The organism is Streptococcus hyovaginalis DSM 12219, assembly GCF_000420785.1.
Classification (GTDB): Bacteria; Bacillota; Bacilli; order Lactobacillales; family Streptococcaceae; genus Streptococcus; species Streptococcus hyovaginalis.
In genome coordinates, this window is the sequence record NZ_ATVP01000007.1 from 1 (window position 1) to 21632 (window position 21632).

General features: G+C 38.4%; 18 protein-coding genes, 1 tRNA gene and 2 pseudogenes. 15 read left to right on the forward strand and 6 right to left on the reverse strand.

The window, feature by feature from the left end:
- On the forward strand, positions 1-274 hold a 274-nt coding region (locus tag G574_RS0106000; RefSeq protein ID WP_029691408.1), incomplete at its 5' end, for an integrase core domain-containing protein.
- Between the two features lie 142 nt (positions 275-416).
- A tRNA-Glu gene (locus G574_RS0106005) sits at positions 417-488 on the forward strand.
- Positions 489-598: 110 nt separating this feature from the next.
- Here G574_RS0106005 and G574_RS11535 read toward each other — a convergent pair.
- The 4 genes and pseudogenes from G574_RS11535 to G574_RS0106020 all read right to left on the reverse strand — a co-directional run.
- Positions 599-813 (reverse strand): annotated as a pseudogene (locus G574_RS11535) (IS3 family transposase); the annotation flags it as partial.
- A 389-nt stretch (positions 814-1202) separates the two neighbouring features.
- Positions 1203-3773 (reverse strand): YfhO family protein, encoded by a 2571-nt coding sequence (locus tag G574_RS0106010; RefSeq protein ID WP_029691409.1) that lies wholly within the window; start codon positions 3771-3773, stop codon positions 1203-1205.
- A 71-nt stretch (positions 3774-3844) separates the two neighbouring features.
- Positions 3845-5467, reverse strand: coding sequence for an ATP-binding cassette domain-containing protein (locus tag G574_RS0106015; RefSeq protein WP_029691410.1), 1623 nt, complete (start codon positions 5465-5467; stop codon positions 3845-3847).
- 68 nt (positions 5468-5535) lie between these two features.
- Positions 5536-6408 (reverse strand): YitT family protein, encoded by an 873-nt coding sequence (locus G574_RS0106020; protein ID WP_029691411.1) that lies wholly within the window; start codon positions 6406-6408, stop codon positions 5536-5538.
- 374 nt (positions 6409-6782) lie between these two features.
- Between G574_RS0106020 and trpS the strand changes: the two genes are divergently transcribed.
- The 3 genes from trpS (at position 6783) to G574_RS0106035 (ending at position 10498) form a co-directional block, all read left to right on the forward strand.
- On the forward strand, positions 6783-7805 hold the full coding sequence (gene trpS / locus G574_RS0106025) for a tryptophan--tRNA ligase (RefSeq protein ID WP_029691412.1): 1023 nt from the start codon (positions 6783-6785) through the stop codon (positions 7803-7805).
- A gap of 203 nt (positions 7806-8008) precedes the next feature.
- Positions 8009-9490: an IMP dehydrogenase gene (guaB, locus tag G574_RS0106030; RefSeq protein WP_029691413.1), complete on the forward strand. Its 1482-nt coding sequence runs from the start codon at positions 8009-8011 to the stop codon at positions 9488-9490.
- A 138-nt stretch (positions 9491-9628) separates the two neighbouring features.
- On the forward strand, positions 9629-10498 hold the full coding sequence (locus tag G574_RS0106035; RefSeq protein ID WP_029691414.1) for a GRP family sugar transporter: 870 nt from the start codon (positions 9629-9631) through the stop codon (positions 10496-10498).
- A gap of 30 nt (positions 10499-10528) precedes the next feature.
- On the opposite strand, the gene recF is transcribed toward G574_RS0106035, so the two are convergent.
- Together recF and yaaA are read right to left on the reverse strand one after the other, a co-directional pair.
- Positions 10529-11626, reverse strand: a complete 1098-nt coding sequence (gene recF / locus G574_RS0106040) for a DNA replication/repair protein RecF (protein ID WP_029691415.1) — start codon at positions 11624-11626, stop codon at positions 10529-10531.
- Between the two features lie 2 nt (positions 11627-11628).
- Positions 11629-11991, reverse strand: coding sequence for a S4 domain-containing protein YaaA (yaaA, locus tag G574_RS0106045; RefSeq protein WP_029691416.1), 363 nt, complete (start codon positions 11989-11991; stop codon positions 11629-11631).
- Positions 11992-12075: 84 nt separating this feature from the next.
- Between yaaA and yfmF the strand changes: the two genes are divergently transcribed.
- The 10 genes and pseudogenes from yfmF to G574_RS10845 all read left to right on the forward strand — a co-directional run bounded on the left by yfmF (position 12076) and on the right by G574_RS10845 (position 21571).
- Positions 12076-13323 (forward strand): EF-P 5-aminopentanol modification-associated protein YfmF, encoded by a 1248-nt coding sequence (gene yfmF, locus G574_RS0106050; RefSeq protein WP_029691417.1) that lies wholly within the window; start codon positions 12076-12078, stop codon positions 13321-13323.
- Positions 13324-13325: 2 nt separating this feature from the next.
- On the forward strand, positions 13326-14618 hold the full coding sequence (gene yfmH, locus G574_RS0106055) for an EF-P 5-aminopentanol modification-associated protein YfmH (protein WP_029691418.1): 1293 nt from the start codon (positions 13326-13328) through the stop codon (positions 14616-14618).
- 71 nt (positions 14619-14689) lie between these two features.
- Positions 14690-15571, forward strand: coding sequence for a helix-turn-helix domain-containing protein (locus G574_RS0106060; protein ID WP_029691419.1), 882 nt, complete (start codon positions 14690-14692; stop codon positions 15569-15571).
- 6 nt (positions 15572-15577) lie between these two features.
- Positions 15578-16120 (forward strand): CDP-diacylglycerol--glycerol-3-phosphate 3-phosphatidyltransferase, encoded by a 543-nt coding sequence (gene pgsA / locus G574_RS0106065; RefSeq protein ID WP_017769791.1) that lies wholly within the window; start codon positions 15578-15580, stop codon positions 16118-16120.
- 11 nt (positions 16121-16131) lie between these two features.
- On the forward strand, positions 16132-16959 hold the full coding sequence (locus tag G574_RS0106070; protein ID WP_029691420.1) for an energy-coupling factor ABC transporter ATP-binding protein: 828 nt from the start codon (positions 16132-16134) through the stop codon (positions 16957-16959).
- Positions 16935-17777, forward strand: a complete 843-nt coding sequence (locus tag G574_RS0106075) for an energy-coupling factor transporter ATPase (protein ID WP_029691421.1) — start codon at positions 16935-16937, stop codon at positions 17775-17777. The genes G574_RS0106070 and G574_RS0106075 overlap by 25 nt, the downstream gene beginning before the upstream one ends.
- Entirely contained in the window at positions 17770-18570 is an 801-nt protein-coding gene (locus G574_RS0106080; protein WP_029691422.1) for an energy-coupling factor transporter transmembrane component T family protein, read from the forward strand. Before G574_RS0106075 ends, G574_RS0106080 begins: the two co-directional genes overlap by 8 nt.
- A 163-nt stretch (positions 18571-18733) precedes the next feature.
- Positions 18734-19246 (forward strand): aggregation-promoting factor, encoded by a 513-nt coding sequence (apf, locus tag G574_RS0106085; RefSeq protein ID WP_029691423.1) that lies wholly within the window; start codon positions 18734-18736, stop codon positions 19244-19246.
- 142 nt (positions 19247-19388) lie between these two features.
- Positions 19389-20111 carry a lysozyme family protein gene (locus G574_RS0106090; protein ID WP_037590655.1) on the forward strand — a complete coding sequence of 241 codons (723 nt, stop codon included), beginning with the start codon at positions 19389-19391 and terminating at the stop codon, positions 20109-20111.
- Positions 20112-20314: 203 nt separating this feature from the next.
- Positions 20315-21571 (forward strand): annotated as a pseudogene (locus G574_RS10845) (ISL3 family transposase).
- Positions 21572-21632 lie beyond the last annotated feature (61 nt).

Here is a 21632-nt window from a genome sequence, read left to right on the forward strand (position 1 = left end):
CAAACAAGTTCACCCACTAGACTTACTTTGTCAGGAACTTGGTATTGAGCACAAGTTGATTCGCCCTCGAACACCAAGGCATAATGGAAAGGTAGAGCGCAGTCATCGAAATGACAATCGACGTTTCTACCAGCACTTGACCTTCTATTCCTATGACGATCTAATCAAGCAGATGAAAATCTATCTGTACCGTTCCAATCGACTCCCTATGCAGACTTTAGGCTGGAAATCTCCTATCGATATCAGAAAAGCTTTACTAGGAGCTAGCTCCTAGTAAAGCTTAACAAATGGAAGACTTCAAAATAACATTTTAGGTCTCACATCATTGACAAAGGTACAAAAAAAAATTTGAAAAAAAGCTAGACAAATTCATTTTATCTGATATAATAATAAGAGTCTTAAATAAGGCACCAAATGGTCCGTTGGTCAAGGGGTTAAGACACCGCCTTTTCACGGCGGTAACACGGGTTCGAATCCCGTACGGACTATCTTAAAACTGACCTGGCTAATTAGCCAGGTCAATTTTCTTTTGAATTCTAATCCCAAATAGCTGGTATCGATGTACTGTACCCCCAAAAAAATTGGAGAAATCATTATATTATTGCAAGGATTTGATTCTGTATTGCACAGGACTAAGTCCTTTTCGTTTTGCTTTGATTCGCCTGTTGTAGTAAAAATATAATCTCTAATAGCTTGCTCAAGTTCATCCAGTGACTTATAAGATTTCTCAAATCTATAAAACATTTCATACCTGAGAATGCCGAAGAAAGACTCCATTATGCCATTATCAGGACTATTGCCCTTGGTTTCTAATCTTACTCAGTCTCCCTCTTGGTTTTTCAAGAATAGTATGACCATTTTTATGGTATTGGGAAAGACAGTTTGTCAGCATAGCACGGCTATTGAGTATTAATTAAGACTTTATCGATCATTTCCTGTTTTAATTCGAGAGGATAATCGTTATTTTTTCTCGTTGAACAATCCCTATGCCATACCTATACAATAAGTTTTATCATGTATTTAAGATTGAAAATCTGAGACTATGTCATTCCGCTCCGCTCTTTCTCAACTCGTATATTTCTAGTTTATCTTCATAACTTGATTTCATCAAAAAAGACCCCAATTGTTAGATTCTCTGTCTAACTTTTGGGGTGCAATACATCAGTATCAGCTGTTTTTCGGTTAAAACTTGTTTCTGTTGTTTACTTCAATCGCTTAATGAATTGACGATAAAGGATGAAAAGCAGAAAACCAGCAAGGGATAAGATCGTACCAAGTCGCAATCCTTTTGGAATAAAGGTCAGGATTACTTCTCCTTCACCCTTTGGCACATCTACTTTCATGAATCCTTTTTGAACCCTTTGAATAGGGACTACTTTACCATTTAAGTGAGCTGTCCATCCCTTGTCATAAGGTAGTGTATAAACTAGGGAAGCTCGCTGTTTAGCCTTAAATTTAGTAATAACTGTATTTTTTTGGGTTCGAGTAGTAACATCTTGTTGCTTTATTATCGCCATTGCTTTTTGATAGGTGTTGGTATCTAGGGCATAAAAATTGGGGCTATCAAAAGAGATTGTCTCATTATCAGGGAAACTTAAGGTGACATCAACCTGCTGAGGTGTTTCAAAATAACCAATATTAAAAAAGGAATAGGCGTTGTCAGTAGTGTAAACCTGTGATTTATGATTGACAGAGACTGTAACATCTTGTTGGTTGTCATTACTAAAGGTAATATTAGGCATGCTGACGTAAACTTGTTGGTTAGCAGGTACTGACAATCGATAGGTTATTTGACTAGATTTTTTGGTGTCAGACTTTAGTGTTATGCGATTATTAAGTTGGGTATGTTGACCAATAATGTTTTGATGTAGCCGTTGAAAGTAATTCTCTGATAAGCCGGTTAGTCTATTTAAGAAGCTTCGTTGATTATCCAGTGTATTGACTGTAAACTTGATATCTTTGTAAATATTTGGTGTCAATATAGCTAAGGATGAAGCATAGGTATTTTTGTAAAGAGACATGTCTGTTTGCGTCTGGTCCAATTGAAACCCGAATTTATTGGGATCAGTACTGGCTAAATTATAGGATACAGCAAAAAGGCTGTCTGCAATGATTGTATTATTTTGGTAACGCAAATTTAGGTTGGTCCCTGAAGATTGAAACCCTAACCGGTCCAATAGACTACTAGAGTTTGTGTTTCGGATTGAAGAAAATTGAGAAATACCGTTATAGTTATACTTCATACTATCGTTGCCTGTTTGGGGAAGAAGTCTTTCTATCCGGTAAAAGTCAGTTTCCTTTGACTTTGTATAGGTTACTAATTTTTCAATACTGGTGAGCTGTTTTTCATAACCTTCTCTTGTTGGAAACACCCACTCATCTCCCAAACTGCCAACAACTAAAAAAGTGTTGATAAAGATTTCAAAGAGTGTAAAGATAAGTGTAAAGCTAATAAGAAATTGCCGAGGTAATAAGCGATTATTCAAATTTATCAGAATGACAAAGTAGGCAGCCAATAGGATTAGCGTTAAAGCTAGTTGGGTTGGAGATAGAAAATCATAGTTTTTCTGAAAAAGACCTACTGTCACAAATCCTAAAAAAAGTATGATAAAGGGAATAAAAAGACGTTTCCATTTGATAGCTTCAGCATGAGATAACACTTCAGCTGCCATTAGAATGATGGTTAATGAAAGAACCCACGAGTAGCGATGTAGAAACATGTTAGGTGCATGCATACCTTGCCAAAGTAGATCCAAAGGTTCTATATAAAAGGCTGCTAGGATAAAACTGAGTAATAAAGCATAGGATAGTTTAACTGGCCACTTTATCGTTGATAAGGTGAAAAAAATAAGGCATAAAACTAGTGGAAATAATCCCACATAGATCATTGGGATGGATCCAAATTTTGTTGTATCATAGGCTCCAATCATATTTTTAGCAAAAATATCAAGATACCAGGCATCTTTTGAAAAAAGATTGTCAAAAGATGAAAAATTTTCTCCATGTGTTGAGAGGTCAAAGTAGGTAGGCACTAGCATAATGGCACTTGATAAGGCTGAAAAGAGAGAGATGAGCGAGAAGTCCAGAAGTTGCCGTAACCGTATTTTCCAAGAAGCATATCGCGTCATCTGCGCTAAAAAATAGAGTATTAAAAAAATAGCCATCATGAAGCCAAAATAATAATTTTGGATAAATAAAATGGTCAAGCTAAGATAATAGAGAAAGAACTGTCGCTGCTCTAGTAGGTGATGTAATCCCAGTATAATCAGAGGTAAGAGAATAAAAACATCAAGCCATGTATTTATTTCCAGTTGACTGGTTGCAAAACTTAAAAGGGCATAAGAAGTAGATAGTGAGAGCAGTAAATAAGGATTGACAGTCTTGTAAAGAGACCGTAAAGCTATGTACATACTCAAACCAGATAAGCCAAATTTGATCAAGGTAAATAAGTAGATCGCATCTGGCATGGATGTCAAAGAGAAAAAGAAGACAAAAGGCGATAGAAAAGAGCCTAAGTAATAGCTGATGAGCGCATAAAAATTGAGGCCAAGTCCGCTTGTAAAGGTGTAAAAAAGACTGTCTGATCCATGCAAGATATTGCGCAAACCTTGTGCAAAAATAACATATTGATGGAAGCCATCACTGGCTAGAATGGTTCGATCGCTTCCCCACCAAATCTCATTTGTTAAGAGCACAATAGTCATTATGAAAAAGGGTAAGAGAAAACCTAGAAAGTAGGGTAATCCTTTTTTTAATGTAAAATGTGTAGACATAGTTTAAACTTGTAAACCTCTTGTAAAGATATAGTAGAAAACTCAGCTGATGAACAACTGAGTTTTGGTTTTTAGTCTTTCCAAAGCTCTTGAACTTTGGCTTGCACTTCTTTATTGTCAAGGAATTCGTCATAAGTTTCATCAATACGATCAATAATACCGTTTTTAGAAAGAACGATGATGTGATTAGCAAGTGTTTGGATAAACTCATGGTCATGACTGGCAAAGATAATGGATTCTTTGAAAGCTTTAAGGCCATCGTTAAGGCTTGAGATAGATTCCAAATCCAAGTGGTTGGTTGGGTCATCTAGTACCAAGACATTTGATTTAAGAAGCATGAGTTTTGACAACATCACGCGTACCTTCTCTCCTCCTGACAAGACATTGACAGACTTGTTAACTTCGTCACCTGAGAAGAGCATGCGTCCTAAGAAACCACGTAAGAAAGTATTATCGTCTTCTTCTTTAGAAGCAAACTGACGTAACCATTCAAGGATAGTTTCACCATTTTCGAAATCCTTAGTATTATCTTTTGGAAGGTAAGATTGACTAGTAGTCACTCCCCACTTAACGGTACCTTCATAAGGGATTTCCCCCATAATGGCACGGATAAGAGCTGTGGTTTGGATATCATTTTGACCGATAAGAGCCGTTTTATCACCCGGACGAAGGATAAAGCTAATATTGTCGAGAATTTTTTCACCATCAATCGTCACTGATAAGTTTTCAACGGTTAGAAGGTCATTCCCCATTTCACGTTCAGCTTTGAAACTGATGAATGGGTATTTACGACTTGATGGGACTATTTCTTCCAGTTCAATTTTATCAAGCATTTTCTTACGAGATGTCGCTTGTTTTGATTTTGACGCGTTGGCAGAGAAACGGGCAACGAATTCTTGTAATTGCTTGATCTTCTCTTCAGCTTTAGCATTACGGTCTGCTTGGAGACGTGCAGCCAACTCAGATGATTCTTTCCAGAAATCATAGTTACCAACGAAGAGTTTGATTTTACCAAAATCAAGGTCAGCCATGTGTGTACATACTTTATTTAGGAAGTGACGGTCATGGGAGACAACGATAACGGTATTTTCAAAATCAATCAAGAAATCTTCTAACCAGGAGATAGACTGGATGTCAAGACCATTGGTAGGCTCGTCAAGAAGTAGAACGTCTGGTTTACCAAAGAGGGCTTTGGCAAGGAGAACTTTGACCTTGTCACCATTAGCAAGCTCGCTCATATTTTGGTAGTGAAGTTCTTCTGGGATGTTCAAGTTTTGGAGGAGTTGAGAAGCTTCAGATTCTGCTTCCCAGCCGCCAAGTTCTGCGAATTGTCCCTCAAGTTCAGCAGCACGAACCCCATCTTCATCAGAAAAGTCAGCTTTCATGTAGATAGCATCTTTCTCTTTCATAATGTCGTAAAGTTCTTGGTTACCCATGATAACAACGTCAATAGCACGTTCTTCTTCATAGTCGAAGTGGTTCTGACGAAGCACGGATAGACGCTCATCTGGACCAAGTGAAATATGCCCTGTAGATGGTTCGATGTCTCCAGCAAGAATTTTTAGAAAAGTTGATTTCCCGGCACCATTGGCACCAATAAGTCCGTAGGTATTTCCTTCTGTAAATTTGATGTTAACATCATCAAAAAGTTTGCGATCACTAAAACGTAAAGATACGTCTGAAACTGTAAGCAATGTGATTACCTCATTTTATCTATAATATGCTACTTCATTCTACTAGAAAAATAGCGATTTTTCAATGATTAGCCCGGTAAGATAATATCTTCCTCAGGGACTTTATAATCTTTTGTTAGGCTAAATCCGCGGCCAGTAACACGACTAGCTGGTGTGATGATGACAAAAGCTGAAGGATCTATTTTGGCAATAGCCTTTTCAAAACGATGCACCTCAAAATTAGAAATAGTTGTCATGAGCATGACTTGATCCTTATCGGTGTATCCTCCTTTGATAGGTATGGTTGTAACTCCTCTATCAAGGTCAGAAGCAATCACTTTTTTGATATCAGCGTATTTAGATGAAACAATCATCATATTACGAGCAGAAGAGGCACCTGCTTCCATAGTATTAACCGTGTATGAGATAATGATGAGGGCTAGTATAGAGTACATAACAGTTTCAACAGGAAAGGCAAATAATCCCATTGCAACACTGATCCCATCTACGATTAACATGGCCATCGCAAGTGATAAAGGACTGTATTTATGAAGGACTTGGGTTAAAATCCCAGTTCCCCCTGTTGAGGAATTTCCCCAAAAAACCATTCCTAAGCCAAAACCAACAATAACACCTCCAAAAATAGCTGCTAGCATGTGGTCATGGGTAAGTGTGGGCAATGGCTCAGTCAAACCAATAAAAAGCGGAAAAATCCAGGAACCATATAAGGTTTTGATCAAGGTAGCGCGGCCAAGACCGATATAACAAATGAGCAGTAAAGGAATATTGATTAAGAGTAAAAAATATGATGGCGACCACCCAAAAAGTTCTTTAAAACTGACAGCAATACCAATCATACCGCCAGAGGCAATGTTATTATCAATAAACATGGTATTAAATCCAATTGCTGATACCAGAGAACCCATGGTTACAAATAAAAAATCTACGATTCTTTTCGTCATTTTTAGCTCCTTCTTTAAAATCCTTATCTATTATCGCTGATAGTAGTGAGGAAGGTCAAGACTTCTTTTGAAAAACTTGACAATAGTTGTCCTTTTTCCTAGAATGAAAGGGTCAGATAAGTAGTTAAGTCATGTCTTTTCAGAGAGCTGGTGGTTGCTGAAAATCAGTAAGACAACTTGACCAAGTGGGCTGATGTTTCACATGAAACCAAAAGGTATCATGCTTCGTAATATCTTAAGAGATGGCACATAGTGCTAATTGAGGTGGTACCGCGCAATTGAAAATTGACGCCCTCACGTAGAGTACTCTACGTGGGGGATTTTTGATAAATAAGAAACTTGACAATCTTGTCAAGTGAGTGTAAAGGAGAAAGATGACGAAACCAATTATTCTAACAGGCGACCGTCCAACGGGGAAATTGCACTTGGGGCATTATGTAGGCTCACTCAAAAATCGTGTGATTTTACAAAATCAAAATCAATATGACATGTTTGTTTTTTTGGCTGATCAACAGGCATTGACGGATCATGCCAAAGAGTCAGCAATCATCAAGGAGTCCATTGGAAATGTGGCTTTGGATTACCTATCAGCTGGTTTAGATCCTGAAAAGGCGACTATTTTTATTCAGAGTCAGATTCCAGAATTGGCTGAATTAACCATGTATTACATGAACTTGGTATCACTAGCGCGTTTGGAACGCAATCCAACTGTTAAAACCGAAATTGCTCAAAAAGGTTTTGGTGAATCTATTCCTTCAGGATTCTTAGTTTACCCAGTTTCGCAGGCGGCAGATATTACGGCCTTTAAAGCTAACCTGGTCCCTGTAGGTAATGATCAGAAACCCATGATTGAGCAGACACGTGAAATTGTACGTAGCTTTAATCATACCTACCAGTGTGATGTCTTGGTCGAACCAGAAGGCATGTATCCTGAAAATGAAGCGGCTGGACGTTTGCCAGGTCTTGATGGCAATGCTAAAATGTCTAAATCACTTGGAAATGGCATTTACTTATCTGATGATATGGATACGGTTCGTAAAAAAGTTATGAGCATGTATACTGATCCAAATCACATTCGTGTTGAAGATCCAGGTCAAATTGAGGGAAATATGGTCTTCCACTATTTAGATATTTTTGGTCGTGAGGAAGATCAAGCAGAAATTTCAGCAATGAAAGAGCACTACCAACGAGGTGGTCTCGGAGATGTCAAAACCAAACGCTACTTATTGGAGATTTTAGAACGTGAGCTATCTCCTATTCGCGAACGTCGTTTGGAATATGCTAAAGATATGGGACAAGTCTTCCAAATGCTTAAGGAAGGTAGTGAAAAAGCACGTGTTGTTGCTGGACAAACCTTATCAGAAGTCAAAAATGCGATGGGTATTAATTATTTTTAAAAAGCAGGTCTCGAAGGACCGCTTTTTTTAGTTCATTTGAAACGAACTTTTTTAGGGAAATTTTTAAAAATTTTCGGAAAATAACAATTCTTTATATTTTGGTTTCTCTCATAAAAATTGAGGCGTAAGCAGTTGACAAAATATTTTAGCGTGATATGATAATAAAAATAAAATTTTAGACAAAAGATAAAAGGAGAATTTTCATGTCAAATTGGGAATCTAAATTTTTGAAAAAAGGCTTTACCTTTGATGATGTCCTACTTATTCCAGCTGAGAGCCATGTTCTACCAAATGAAGTTAGCATGAAAACAAAGTTAGCAGCTAATTTGACCTTGAATATTCCGATTATTACAGCGGCCATGGATACTGTAACAGATAGTAAGATGGCTATTGCGATTGCGCGTGCTGGTGGGCTAGGTGTTATTCATAAAAACATGTCTATTCAGGAACAAGCTGAAGAAGTTCGAAAAGTAAAACGTTCGGAAAATGGTGTTATTATCGATCCATTCTTTTTAACGCCAAATCAAAAAGTGCATGAAGCCGAGGACTTGATGCAACGTTATCGTATTAGTGGCGTGCCGATTGTTGACTCAATGGACAATCGTAAGTTGGTTGGTATCATTACCAATCGTGATATGCGCTTTATTTCAGACTATAACTCCTTCATTTCAGAACATATGACCAGTGACCATTTAATCACTGCTGAAGTAGGTACTGATTTGGAAACAGCGGAGCGTATTTTACATGAGCACCGTATTGAGAAACTACCTTTAGTAGATGAAAATGGCCGTTTGTCAGGTTTGATTACCATCAAGGATATTGAAAAAGTCATTGAATTTCCAAATGCTGCCAAGGACGAATTTGGTCGTCTCTTGGTAGCTGGTGCGGTCGGTGTTACTTCAGATACCTTTGACCGTGCGGAAGCGCTTTTTGAAGCAGGGGCAGACGCCATTGTTATTGACACAGCTCATGGGCATTCTGCAGGAGTTCTCCGTAAAATTGCGGAAATCCGTGCCCATTTCCCAGACAAGACCTTGATTGCAGGTAATATTGCTACAGCAGATGGTGCACGAGCTCTCTACGATGCGGGTGTTGATGTGGTTAAGGTTGGTATTGGACCTGGTTCTATTTGTACTACTCGTGTGGTTGCAGGTGTTGGGGTACCTCAAATTACAGCCATTTATGATGCAGCAAGTGTAGCGCGTGAATATGGTAAAACCATTATTGCTGATGGCGGTATCAAGTATTCTGGAGATATTGTCAAAGCTCTTGCTGCTGGTGGTAATGCCGTCATGCTTGGTTCCATGTTTGCAGGAACTGATGAAGCACCTGGAGAAACAGAAATCTTCCAAGGGCGTAAATTTAAAACTTATCGTGGCATGGGATCTATTGCAGCCATGAAAAAAGGCTCAAGCGATCGCTACTTCCAAGGTGCAGTCAATGAAGCTAACAAGTTGGTTCCTGAAGGAATTGAGGGGCGTGTTGCTTATAAAGGCTCTGTAGCAGATATTGTTTTCCAAATGCTTGGTGGTATTCGCTCAGGGATGGGCTATGTGGGAGCTGCTAACTTAAAAGATCTCCGTGATAATGCTCAATTTATTGAAATGTCAGGTGCGGGTCTTAAAGAAAGTCACCCACACGACGTTCAAATTACCAATGAAGCGCCTAACTATTCTGTTCATTGATAGGCACTATAAGATGATAATAAAGGGATCCTGGGATTCCTTTTTATTTTGTCACTAATTAAATTAGTGATTAATCATTGACAAGTTGTTTAAACTTTAATAAAGTAAGTTCATTCAGTTTTTTAGAAAGGAATTATTGTGGAAGGAATATTATACGCACTTGTCCCGATGTTTGCTTGGGGATTAATTGGCTTTACATCAAATAAAATAGGGGGAACTGCGAATCAACAAACCTTAGGACTAACGCTAGGTGCTCTATTTTTTGCCTTTGTTTCTTGGGTCATTGTACAACCAGAAATGTCTATGACGCTTTGGATTGTAGGCATTATAGGGGGACTACTTTGGTCGGTAGGACAAAACGGGCAATTTCATGCCATGAAATATATGGGGGTTTCAGTTGCACAACCGCTATCTAGTGGTTCACAGTTGGTTTTAGGTAGTTTGATTGGGGCTCTAGCTTTCCAAGAATGGACGAAACCAATCCAATTTATTCTTGGAATATTTGCTTTAATTATTTTATTGATTGGCTTCTTTTTCTCAAGTCGTCGTGATACTGCCAATGATACAACAAGTCTAGAAAATCGTGATTTTCCAAAAGGTTTTAGGGCCTTAACTTACTCAACGTTAGGCTATGTTTCATATGCTGTACTGTTTAATAATATTATGAAATTTGAAGCCCTATCTGTTCTGTTACCTATGGCTATTGGGATGGTTCTTGGTGCCCTTCTGTTTATGAGAAGTAATCTGTCCTTTGAGCCGATTATTTTAAAAAATGCTGTGGTAGGTTTGTTATGGGGAACAGGTAATATCTTTATGCTATTAGCAGCTGCAGAAGCAGGCCTAGCAATCGCCTTTAGCTTCTCACAACTTGGTGCAGTAATCTCTATCGTTGCTGGTATTCTCTTTTTAGGAGAGAAGAAAACCAAGAAAGAACTACAATGGATTACGATTGGAACAATTTTATTTGTGCTCGGCGCCATTTTATTGGGGATCGTGAAATCTTATTAACATTGTTATAAACAAGAAAATCAGGTCGTATTACGTACCTGATTTTATAGTACCCTCTTCTATATGGAATAAGGTAATCGTTTTTGGGAGCGATTTTAAATGTTCGAGGCTAGTGGTTGTGATGAATGTTTGTACATTTTGGTTTAAAACAGCTTCTAGCAACTTTTCTTGACGATGGTTGTCAAGTTCGCTCATAACATCATCAAGAAGTAAGATAGGGTATTCGTTGGTTGCTTGTTTGATCAGTTCAATTTCGGCCATTTTTAAGGATAAAATTAAACTACGGTGTTGCCCTTGACTAGCAAATATGGCATCCATGTCATTGATATAGAAGGTTATATCATCCCGATGGGGACCAATCCCCGTATTTTTTTTAAAGATATCTCTCTTACGATGTTTGTCAAGTTGTTGTAAAAATTCTTGACGCAAGGTTGACAGATCTGTAAATGGAACCGACGAGATGTAAGACATTTTAAGGGATTCACGATCTTCTGAAATGGTCTGGTGATGCTTGTTGGCTTCAACTTCAAGATCTTTGATAAAATGATAGCGATGTGTCATAACGCGACTACCGTAGTCAGCTAGTTGTTCATCAAGTACTGATAAGAAAGTAGTGTCAACATTGTCTGTCGTTTTTAGATAGGCATTACGCTGTTTTAAGATATGGTTATACTGGCTTAAATCTGCTAGGTAAAGTGTTTTTATTTGCCCTAAGTCAATATCTAAAAATTTTCGCCTTAAATTTGGTGCCCCTTTAATAAGTTGTAAATCTTCTGGTGCAAATAGCACCACGGTTAGGTGACCAATGTAATCGGATAGTCGATTTTGTTTGAGATGATTGACTTTGGTAATACGCCCTTTATTAGAAAGATGAATTTCAAGAGGCATTTTCCCGTTTTTTTTCTGAACAGTTGCAGTAATATGGAGATTGTCCTGCTTAAAGGCAATGAGTTCTTTATCTGACCGTGTCCGATGACTGCGCGTTAGAGATAAAAAATAGATAGCTTCTAGGAAATTTGTTTTTCCTTGGGCATTGCGACCAATAAAGACATTAACGTTTTGAGAAAAGTTTGCTTCGATCGACTGGTAGTTGCGATAATTAGTTAGTTGAATGGTTTCAATCCACATAATTAGGACATTCCTGGAAAACGCACTGGTTTTTTCTGTGACTTCATTTTAGAAGCTTGTTTTTTTGTGGTCTTGTTCATTTTTTTGACGATTTCAGCAACTCTTGCTTTTTCAGCTAAAGCTTCCTGATGTACTTTTTTTTCTTCAGGTGTCGGTTCGACTAGACGAATGGTTAAATCGCTATTAACAAGTTTCACCTGATCTCCCAAACGTAATTTTTTTCCTCTACGGTTTTCCTCCTGCCCATTAAAGAGAACAGTGTTTTGCACCAAAAATCCCTTAATGGCACCACCACTTTGGATAATGCCAGTTTCTTTCAAAAGGGCTTGTAGTGTAATGTAATCATCAAATAATTTGTAGTCCATAGTCGTCTCCGTATCTTAGTTCAAGTCATTATATCATAAAAAATGGTATAATTTATCCAACTAACCTTTGTTTAAGGAGTCCTAATGGAAATTGTAGAGGGTGTTAATTTACATCTTATTAAGAATGAATCTTTGAAAACAGTCCATATAAAATGCCGTTTTAGTGGACAGCTTCGTTCTAAAACAGTTGCTCGAAGAGCTTTAGTAGCTCAGATGTTAGAGACAGCAACAATGACTTATCCCACTAATCAGGCTTTTAGATTAGCATTGGCTAATTTATTTGGAGCAAGCTTGTCAACAACATTAGTAACTAAAGGAAAAACGCACTGTCTTGATATCAATTGTTCCGTAATCAGTGATAGTTATAGTTTTGAGTCTCAGTCTCTTTTAGAAGCTTTGCTGAATTTGTTGAAAGATATGCTATTCAATCCCCTAGTTGCAACAGAACAGTATCAAAAAGCCAGTTTTGAAGTCGAAAAACAAAATTTAATGGCAGCTATTGACAGTGAGAATGCTGATTTATTTTATCTTGCTGAACAAGGTTTGCGAAAAGGTTTTTATCAAGATTCTTGTCAAGCTTTGTCAAGTTTAACGACCAAAGACTTACTGTCACGTGAAGATGCCTTTACAGCCTATCAAGAATTCCAACGTATGCTCCATCATGATCAAATCGATGTGTTCATTGTTGGTGATTTTGACGATTATGATGTGATCAAACAGTTGCATCAGTTTCCATTTGGTCCACGTCAGGTAGCCCTAGATCTTCAGTATCAGCAGGTTTACACTAATGTCATTTCAGAAAGGTGTGAGATTAAAGAAAGTCAGCAAAGTATTTTAATGTTAGGGTATCATATGCCCTTTAGTTACGATGCCCCAGAAATGCTATCTCTGGCTGTTTATAATGCCTTATTAGGTGACTTACCGACGTCAAAATTGTTTGTCAATGTTAGAGAAAAAACGGGGTTAACCTATGCGATTGGAAGCTACTATGATGACTTCTCACAATTGGCCACTATTTACGCTGGCATTCAAAAAACGGCTAAGACGGAAGTTCTTCGTCTCATTTTGAGACAAGTTAAGGAGATGCGCCTTGGAAAATTTACAGTGACAGACTTAGACCGTGCGAAGTTGGCGATAAAAAATCAATTATTAGTTTCACAAGATTCGCCAAATCAATTGATAGAAATGGCTTTTCGTGATTACTACTCCCAAGAAGACCTCTCTATCGAGCGTTTGTTAATAGAAATTGATGCCATAGATAAAAATGCCATCGTTGCAGTTGCTAAAAAATTACGGCTTCAGGCTGTTCATTTATTAGAAGGAGTATCTTAGACATGCTGAAAAAAATGAAAGCTTACCAGTCATTAAAGTTAGCACTTCATGAGGTGATTTTGGACAGTGGTTTACGGTTGCTTGTGCTTCCCAGAAAAGGGTTTACAGAAAAGCAAGTTGCTTTATCAGTGCCATTCGGGTCGATCACCAGAGGCGAAGCTAGGGATGGGCAAACGGATGAGTATCCTCTTGGATTAGCCCATTTTCTAGAGCATAAAATTTTTGAAGGTAGTGATGGCAGTGATGTTATAGAAGAATTTACCACCTTAGGGCTGGAGGCAAATGCCTATACCAGTTATCAGCAAACCGTTTATTATTTTTCCACTGTCAATAATATCAATGAAGGAATTGACAAACTTGTCAATTTAGTTAGTGATCTTCAAATAACAGAAGAAAGTATTGACAAGGAAAAGCTCGTCATTCAAAAGGAATTATTGATGTATGAGGATGATGCTGAGTATCAGCTAAGTAAGGGACTTCTTGCAAACCTGTATCCTGGGTCGACACTTAGTGAGGATATTGCTGGTAATGTGGCATCCGTTCAAAATATTGGCTCTAATGACTTAAAAAGAGCTTATCAGAGATTCTATCAATGGTCTCAGCTCACGATGGTTATTGTTGGAGATGTCGATGTTGACGATATTGTCAATCAAGTTGACGAAAGTGTCAAATCAACTGTCAACAACGTAGTTGAAATAGAAACAAGAAGTGCTGTAGAATCCTCGGTTGCTATAAAACCAGTAGAACCAAGTGGCCGTCTGGAAATGGATGTCACTCAACCCAAGTTAGGTATCGGTTTTAGATTGGCTGAGCAGCTTGATGGATTTGAGTTACAAGCCTACAGAGTAGGTTTACAGTTGTTTTTAGCAATGCTATTTGGTTGGACTTCTAAAACATATCAAAAGTGGTATGAAGACGGATTGATCGATTATTCGTTTGATTTTCATTTGGACGTAACAAATAGCTTTAAGTACGTTAGTATATCGCTAGATACCGATCAACCTATTGCTATGACTGCCAAGATAAAAACAGTATTGACAAAATTTAAGACAAGCTCAGACTTTTCTGAAGACCATTTAGCAGTTGTCAAAAAGGAAATCTACGGTCATTTTATCAAGACATTAGATACTATTGACCATTTAGCGGGTTACCTTACTCTGTCTCTTGCTGACGGAGAAGACTACTTGCTGACAGGAGAGATTATAAGGCATATGACATTAGCAGATGTCTATGAAATAGCGGATCATTTTGTGACGAACATGGAAGCAACGAGCTTCACAATATTCCCGAAATAAGTCATGGGAAATTGAGTGATTTTTTGGTATACTAGGAAGATAATAGATGGATTAGAAAAGAGGGATAGCGTATGGTCAAAAAATCAGTCGGAACACAATTGAGAGATGGTCGACAAGCTAAGCAATTAAGCTTAGATAATCTTGAAGATTTGACCGGTATCAAATCCTCTTTCTTACTGGCTATTGAGATGGATCAGTTTGCCCTTTTGCCAAGTAAGGCCTATGAGATCTCCTATATCAAAAAATATGCGCAAGCAGTGGATCTAGATGATGAGGCTATTTTGCGAGATTATCATCTATCGGTTGCTGAAAAACAGGAGCAGCTGCTTAATAAGCAGAAAATGGCTGAACTAGATCTTCCGGAAGAAAACTACAGCCGAACTCAGGTGATACAACACACCGCAACGAGTCATAGAGAAAAACCTAAAAAAGTCAATTTATCTCAAATATTTCCCCTTACTTTACTGGCTTTGTTAGTCCTGGCAGTCTTGTTTATCTTTTTAGGACGACCACTGCTCTCACAATTGTCGTCTAATGCAGGTACATCCGCATCAGAGCCATCTCAGTCGGTAACAGCTACGTCTACTACGACAGCATCAACGTCTCCTTCATCTTCGAGCGAGTCTCCAAATCTTACAGTAACTCCATCGGTTGATGGTGTTACACTAAGTGCTAATTTAAGTCATGCACAGAAACCTGTCGATATTGTTTTAACACTGACAGAAGACTCAACTGACAAATGGTTTGCTGTATCCAATTCTAATTATGAGTCTGGGTCATTCTTAAACCAAGAGACGACCACAGCTAGAGTTGTATTGTCTGAGGAAACACAAGAGACTACTATTACCTTGGGAGCTTCGTCTGGTGTCACTATAAAAGTGAATGGACAAGACTTAGATTTATCTACCCTATCACCAGCTGCAACAGGCTATATCACATTAATGATTGAGTAAGGAAAAATGACAAAAAAAGAAAATATCCCTAATTTACTAACTGTAATTCGGATCCTCATGATCCCTGTCTTCTTATTACTAACCTCATTTTCAAATAGTTTAGGAGGTCATATTGTTGCAGCGATTATTTTTGCTGTGGCTAGTTTCACGGACTATTTGGATGGATATCTAGCTCGAAAATGGCATGTGGTCACTAATTTTGGTAAATTCGCAGATCCATTGGCAGATAAAATGCTTGTTATGAGTGCTTTTATCATGCTTGTTGGACTAGATTTGGCTCCTGCGTGGGTTTCTGCCATTATCATCTGTCGTGAGTTGGCTGTTACAGGGCTTCGTTTATTGCTAGTGGAAACGGGTGGTCAGGTATTGGCAGCAGCTATGCCTGGAAAAATAAAGACAGTGACACAGATGTTGGCCATTATTTTGCTGTTATGCCACTTGCAAGTACTGGGAACGATTATGCTTTATATAGCCTTGTTCTTCACGCTCTACTCAGGATACGATTATTTTAAAGGAGCTGGTTTCTTATTCAAAGATACCTTTAAATAAAGGATAGAGAAATGATTGACGTTTCACACTTGTTTTTTAAATACCAAGAGGATCAAGAGGACTATACTCTGAAAGATGTCTCGTTTCACGTGAAACCGGGAGAATGGGTTTCGATCGTTGGGCATAATGGTTCTGGAAAATCGACAACAGCTCGTCTTTTGGATGGGTTATTACTGGCTGAATCCGGCAAAATCACCATAGCTGGTAAGGAGTTGACGGAAGATAATATCTGGACGATTCGACAAGATATTGGTATGGTCTTTCAAAATCCTGATAATCAGTTTGTTGGGGCAACCGTTGAAGATGATGTCGCTTTTGGTCTTGAAAACAAAGGTATCAGTCACTCCGAGATGGCGACTAGAGTTGAAGAAGCCTTGAAACTCGTTGATATGGCTTCATTTAGGCGACGTGAGCCAGCCAGACTATCGGGTGGTCAGAAGCAACGTGTTGCTATCGCTGGAGCTATTGCTGTTCGTCCTAAGATTATTATTTTTGATGAGTCTACTAGTATGCTTGATCCAGAGGGACGTCAGGAGTTGTTGAGCACCATTCAAAAAATTCGACAAGAGTTTCAACTGACAATCCTTTCGATTACACATGATTTGGATGAGGTGGTAATGAGTGATCGTGTTATCGTAATGAGATCTGGTGAAATTGAATCCATATCAACCCCTCAAGAACTTTTTGAACGAGGTGAAGAAGTGATTCAACTAGGTTTGGATTTGCCTTTTACTATCCGTCTACAAGAAGCTTTGAAAACGATAGGCTATCCCTCTAAGGGATATATGACAGAAACAGAATTGGAAAATAAGTTATGGGAATTTCTCTCGAACAAGTAAGCTACACTTATCAAGCGGGGACCCCTTTTGAAGGGCGTGCCCTTTTTGATGTTGATGTGACTATCCAAAAAGGCTCTTATACAGCTTTTATAGGGCATACGGGATCTGGTAAATCGACCATTATGCAGTTGCTTAATGGCCTCAATATTCCGACAAAAGGAGCGGTTTATGTCGATTCTATCAAGATTGATGCAGCAACAAAATCAAAAACGATTAAACCGGTGCGACAAAAAGTAGGTTTAGTGTTTCAATTTCCTGAAAGTCAGCTATTTGATGAAACTGTCCTAAAAGACGTTGCTTTTGGCCCACAGAACTTTGGTGTGTCATTAGAAGAAGCAGAACAACGCGCTCGTGAAACCCTTGAAATGGTAGGTATTTCGAAAGAATACTTCGAACGTAATCCATTTGATTTATCGGGTGGACAGATGAGACGAGTGGCTATAGCAGGCATTTTGACCATGCAGCCAGAAATATTAGTGCTGGACGAACCGACAGCCGGCCTTGATCCTCGAGGTCGTAGAGAATTGATGACACTTTTTAAAAAGTTACATGATTCAGGCCTAACGATTGTATTGGTGACGCATATGATGGATGATGTTGCCGAGTATGCTGATTATGTTTATTTGCTTGAAAAAGGGCAAGTTGCTGCAAAAGGAAAACCTAAAGATGTTTTTCAAGATGTTGCCTTCTTAGAAGAGAAGCAAGTAGGGGTTCCTAAAATTACCAAATTTGCTTATCGGTTAAGACAAAGAGGGTATGAGATGGACTCCTTACCAATAACCATTGATCAGTTTATTAAGGAGGTAAACGGTGGATAAGTTAATATTAGGGCGTTATATTCCGGGAAATTCATTTGTTCATCGCTTGGATCCTCGTAGTAAACTGCTAGCTATGATGGTATTTATCGTTATTGTTTTTTGGGCAAATAATGTCTTAACCAATGGCCTTATATTAGCCTTTACGCTCCTTGCTATCTTGTTATCAAAAATCCCTCTAACCTTTTTTATTAACGGTGTCAAACCCATGATTGGAATTATTTTATTTACTACATTGTTTCAGGTATTTTTTACCCAACAAGGGACACCTCTAGTATCTTTTGGGATTATTAAGATTACGGATTTTGGACTTGCACAAGCGCTTCTTATTTTTATGAGGTTTGTCCTAATTATTTTGATGTCTACAGTATTGACTTTAACCACTATGCCACTCAGTTTGGCGGATGCTGTCGAATCTTTGTTAAAACCTTTTCGTATTTTTAAGGTTCCAGCGCATGAAATTGGGCTTATGCTGTCACTTAGCCTTCGTTTTGTTCCAACTTTAATGGATGATACTACACGTATCATGAATGCACAGAGAGCGCGTGGTGTTGATTTTGGTGAAGGCAGTCTGATGCAAAAAGTGAAAACCATTATTCCTATTTTGATTCCTTTATTTGCGTCTAGTTTTAAACGAGCTGATGCTCTAGCAACGGCTATGGAGTCTAGAGGTTATCAGGGTGGTGATGGACGTTCCAAGTTTCGTCAATTGGATTGGCAGTTGAAAGACAGTTTAACATTGTTAGCTTTTTTAGGATTAGGGTTATTGTTGTTTTTCTTAAAAACACCTGTTTAAATAGTTACAGCCTATGGAAAATTGAGCCTTCAGCTCAATTTTTTTATATGTTTAATACCGCATTGTTATGAATTTAATCAAATTGCAACTCCTTTGTTACGTCAAAGCGGTAAGATGAGTAAGGTTCTGTCAATGAACCAACAATGACACAAAGGAGGCAATTATGCTAAATAAACAAAAGGTCATTAAATCATCTCTTTTAGGTATATCTACTTTAGTTGCTTTATCCCTAGCATCAGTAGTCGGGGCAGAGACTTACACTGTTCAAGCAGGAGATACCTTGTCAGGAATCGCTAATCGCTACCAAACAAGTATTCAGGTATTAGCGGAACAAAATCATATCAGTAATCTTAATTATTTAGAAGTGGGACAGACTTTGACGATTGATGGTCTAACTGAGTCAAACACAACGCCTGTATCACCTATTAGTTCACCTCAAAGTTCTCTGAGTGCAGCAGATCAGGCTGCTAAAGAAGAGATCGCTCAAAGAGAATCAAGTGGTAGTTACACTGCACAGAATGGGCAATATTATGGACGTTATCAATTAACCATTTCCTATCTAAACGGCGACCTTTCGCCTGAAAATCAAGAAAGAGTAGCAGATGCTTATGTTAACGATCGCTACGGTTCATGGAGTGCGGCACTAGCATTTTGGAATGCCAACGGCTGGTACTAAAAGAATTCCCTAGTATTTTTGCTAGGTTTTTTGTCTTTCTTTATCAATTCACAATGCAATTGTCATATTTGTCATATAAACTCAATTTCAAAGTAATAAATGAGGAGTATGATGAATAAGGATTATTGATATAGATGAAATTATGGTACAAAATCATTTAAAGAAAGATTATAAAATGAAAAAATTATCACTATTATTGTTACCTTTGTTAGCTATCGCTGCTATTTTTACACTAACTGGTATTTTTAGCTCAAACAGTTATTTTTCAAAAGCAGAATCTGAAGAAGTCAAAATGAGTTCTTCTACCGAAAAATCTTCCAAAGAGGAAGTTAAACCATCATCAACCGAACAACAAAAAAAAGAAGCTTCTAAAGAATCATCAAGTTCTTCTGAGACGACAGCAAGTGAGGAAACACTTCCTGAATCTACTCCGGAAACAGTTTCTGAAGAAGCAACTGTTGTAGCTGAAACAGCTGCCTCTAGCGCTCAGACTGCTCCTGCTGCGAATCAAGCACCAGTTGTTACAGAAGTTGCTTATAATGCAGCACCCGCACCCCAAACTCAGTCGCAACAGGTTTATACAACTTCTTCAACTGGTTATGCTTTAGCAAATGGCAACACAGCTGGCGAGACTGGTTCTTATGCAGCAGCTCAAATGGCCGCAGCAACTGGTGTCAGTCAAGCAACCTGGGAACATATCATTGCGCGTGAATCAAATGGTCAAGTTGGTGCTCGCAATGCGTCAGGGGCGTCAGGTCTTTTCCAAACGATGCCAGGTTGGGGATCAACTGCAACTGTACAAGATCAAATTAACTCAGCTCTCAAAGCTTACAATGCTCAAGGTTTAGCAGCTTGGGGATACTAAAAATCAATTGAAAAGAGTATGGGACAAAAGTCTTCCTGATTAAAGCAAAAAGCAACGGTTTTGATGCCGTTGCTTTTTGTAGGTTCTATAAGACTGTAGTGGGTAAATCCTCTATGGAGATTATGGAGCCTTTTTAAGTGTAGAAAAAATCCCCATATGACCTATAATGAAAAGCGACGAAACTCACATTAGAAAGGGTTCATATGGAACAATTTGATTTTATCACAAACCTACTGGGAATAAAAGACCCTAACATTACGATTCTAGATCATGTAGACTCTACGACGCATAAAGAAATTCTAGCCAAGCTGGATTACCTCGCTCCTAAATGCCACAATTGTCACGGTCAGATGACCAAATACGACTTCCAGAAAGCCTCTAAAATCCCTTATCTGGAGTGTGCCGGTTACAAAACCCTCATTCGTTTGAAAAAACGCCGTTTCAAGTGTAAAAAGTGTGGGAAAGTAGCTGTCTCTGAGACCTCTCTGGTTAATAAAAACCACCAAATCGCAACTGTTGTCCATCAGAAAATTGCCCAACTGCTCATTGAAAAACAGTCCATGCCCGACATCGCCAAGCGCCTTGCTGTCTCTACCTCAACCGTCATCCGCAAGCTAAATGAATTCCAATTGAAAACCGATTAGAATTGGCTTCCTGAGAAGATGAGCTGGAATGAGTACCATTTCAAGAAAGGAAAAAGGAGTTTCATCGCCCAAGATTTTGACTCACTAAAAGTCATCACAATTCTCGACGGACGCACGCAAGCTACTATTCGAAACCATTTTCAACGCTATTCCAGACAAGTCAGAAATCGCGTCAAAGTCATCACTATGGACATGCTTAGTCCATATTATCAGCTGGCTAAACAGCTTTTTCCGCATGCTAAAATCGTTCTGGATCGCTTTCACATTGTGCAACACCTGAGCCGTGCTATGAACCGTGTCCGCATTCAAATCATGAACCAATTTGACCGAAAAACACACGAAAATCGAGCCCTGAAACGCTACTGGAAACTGGTACAACAAGATAGTCGCAAACTCAACGATAAGCGCTTTTATCGTCCTACCTTTCGTGCGCACTTAACCAACAAGGAAATCCTAGAAAAGCTACTATCATACTCTCAAGAATTGAGAGAACATTATGAGCTTTACCAACTTTTACTTTTCCATTTCCAAGAGAAAAACTCTAAACATTTCTTTGACCTCATTGAAGAGACAATTTCGGAGGTAGATCCTATTTTTCAGACTGTCTTTAAAACCTTTTTAAAAGACAAGGAGAAGATTATTAATGCTCTTGAGCTGCCTTATTCAAACGCAAAATTAGAGGCTACTAACAACCTTATCAAAGTCATTAAGCGAAATGCCTTTGATTTCAGAAACTTTGAAAACTTTAAAAAATGGATTCTCATTGCACTAAACATTAAAAAAGAGAAGACCAAACTGGTCCTCTCTAGAATATAGCTGACATCAACCCACTACAGTTGACAAAGAGTCCAAAAAGTAAGCTTCGAAAGCGAAGCTT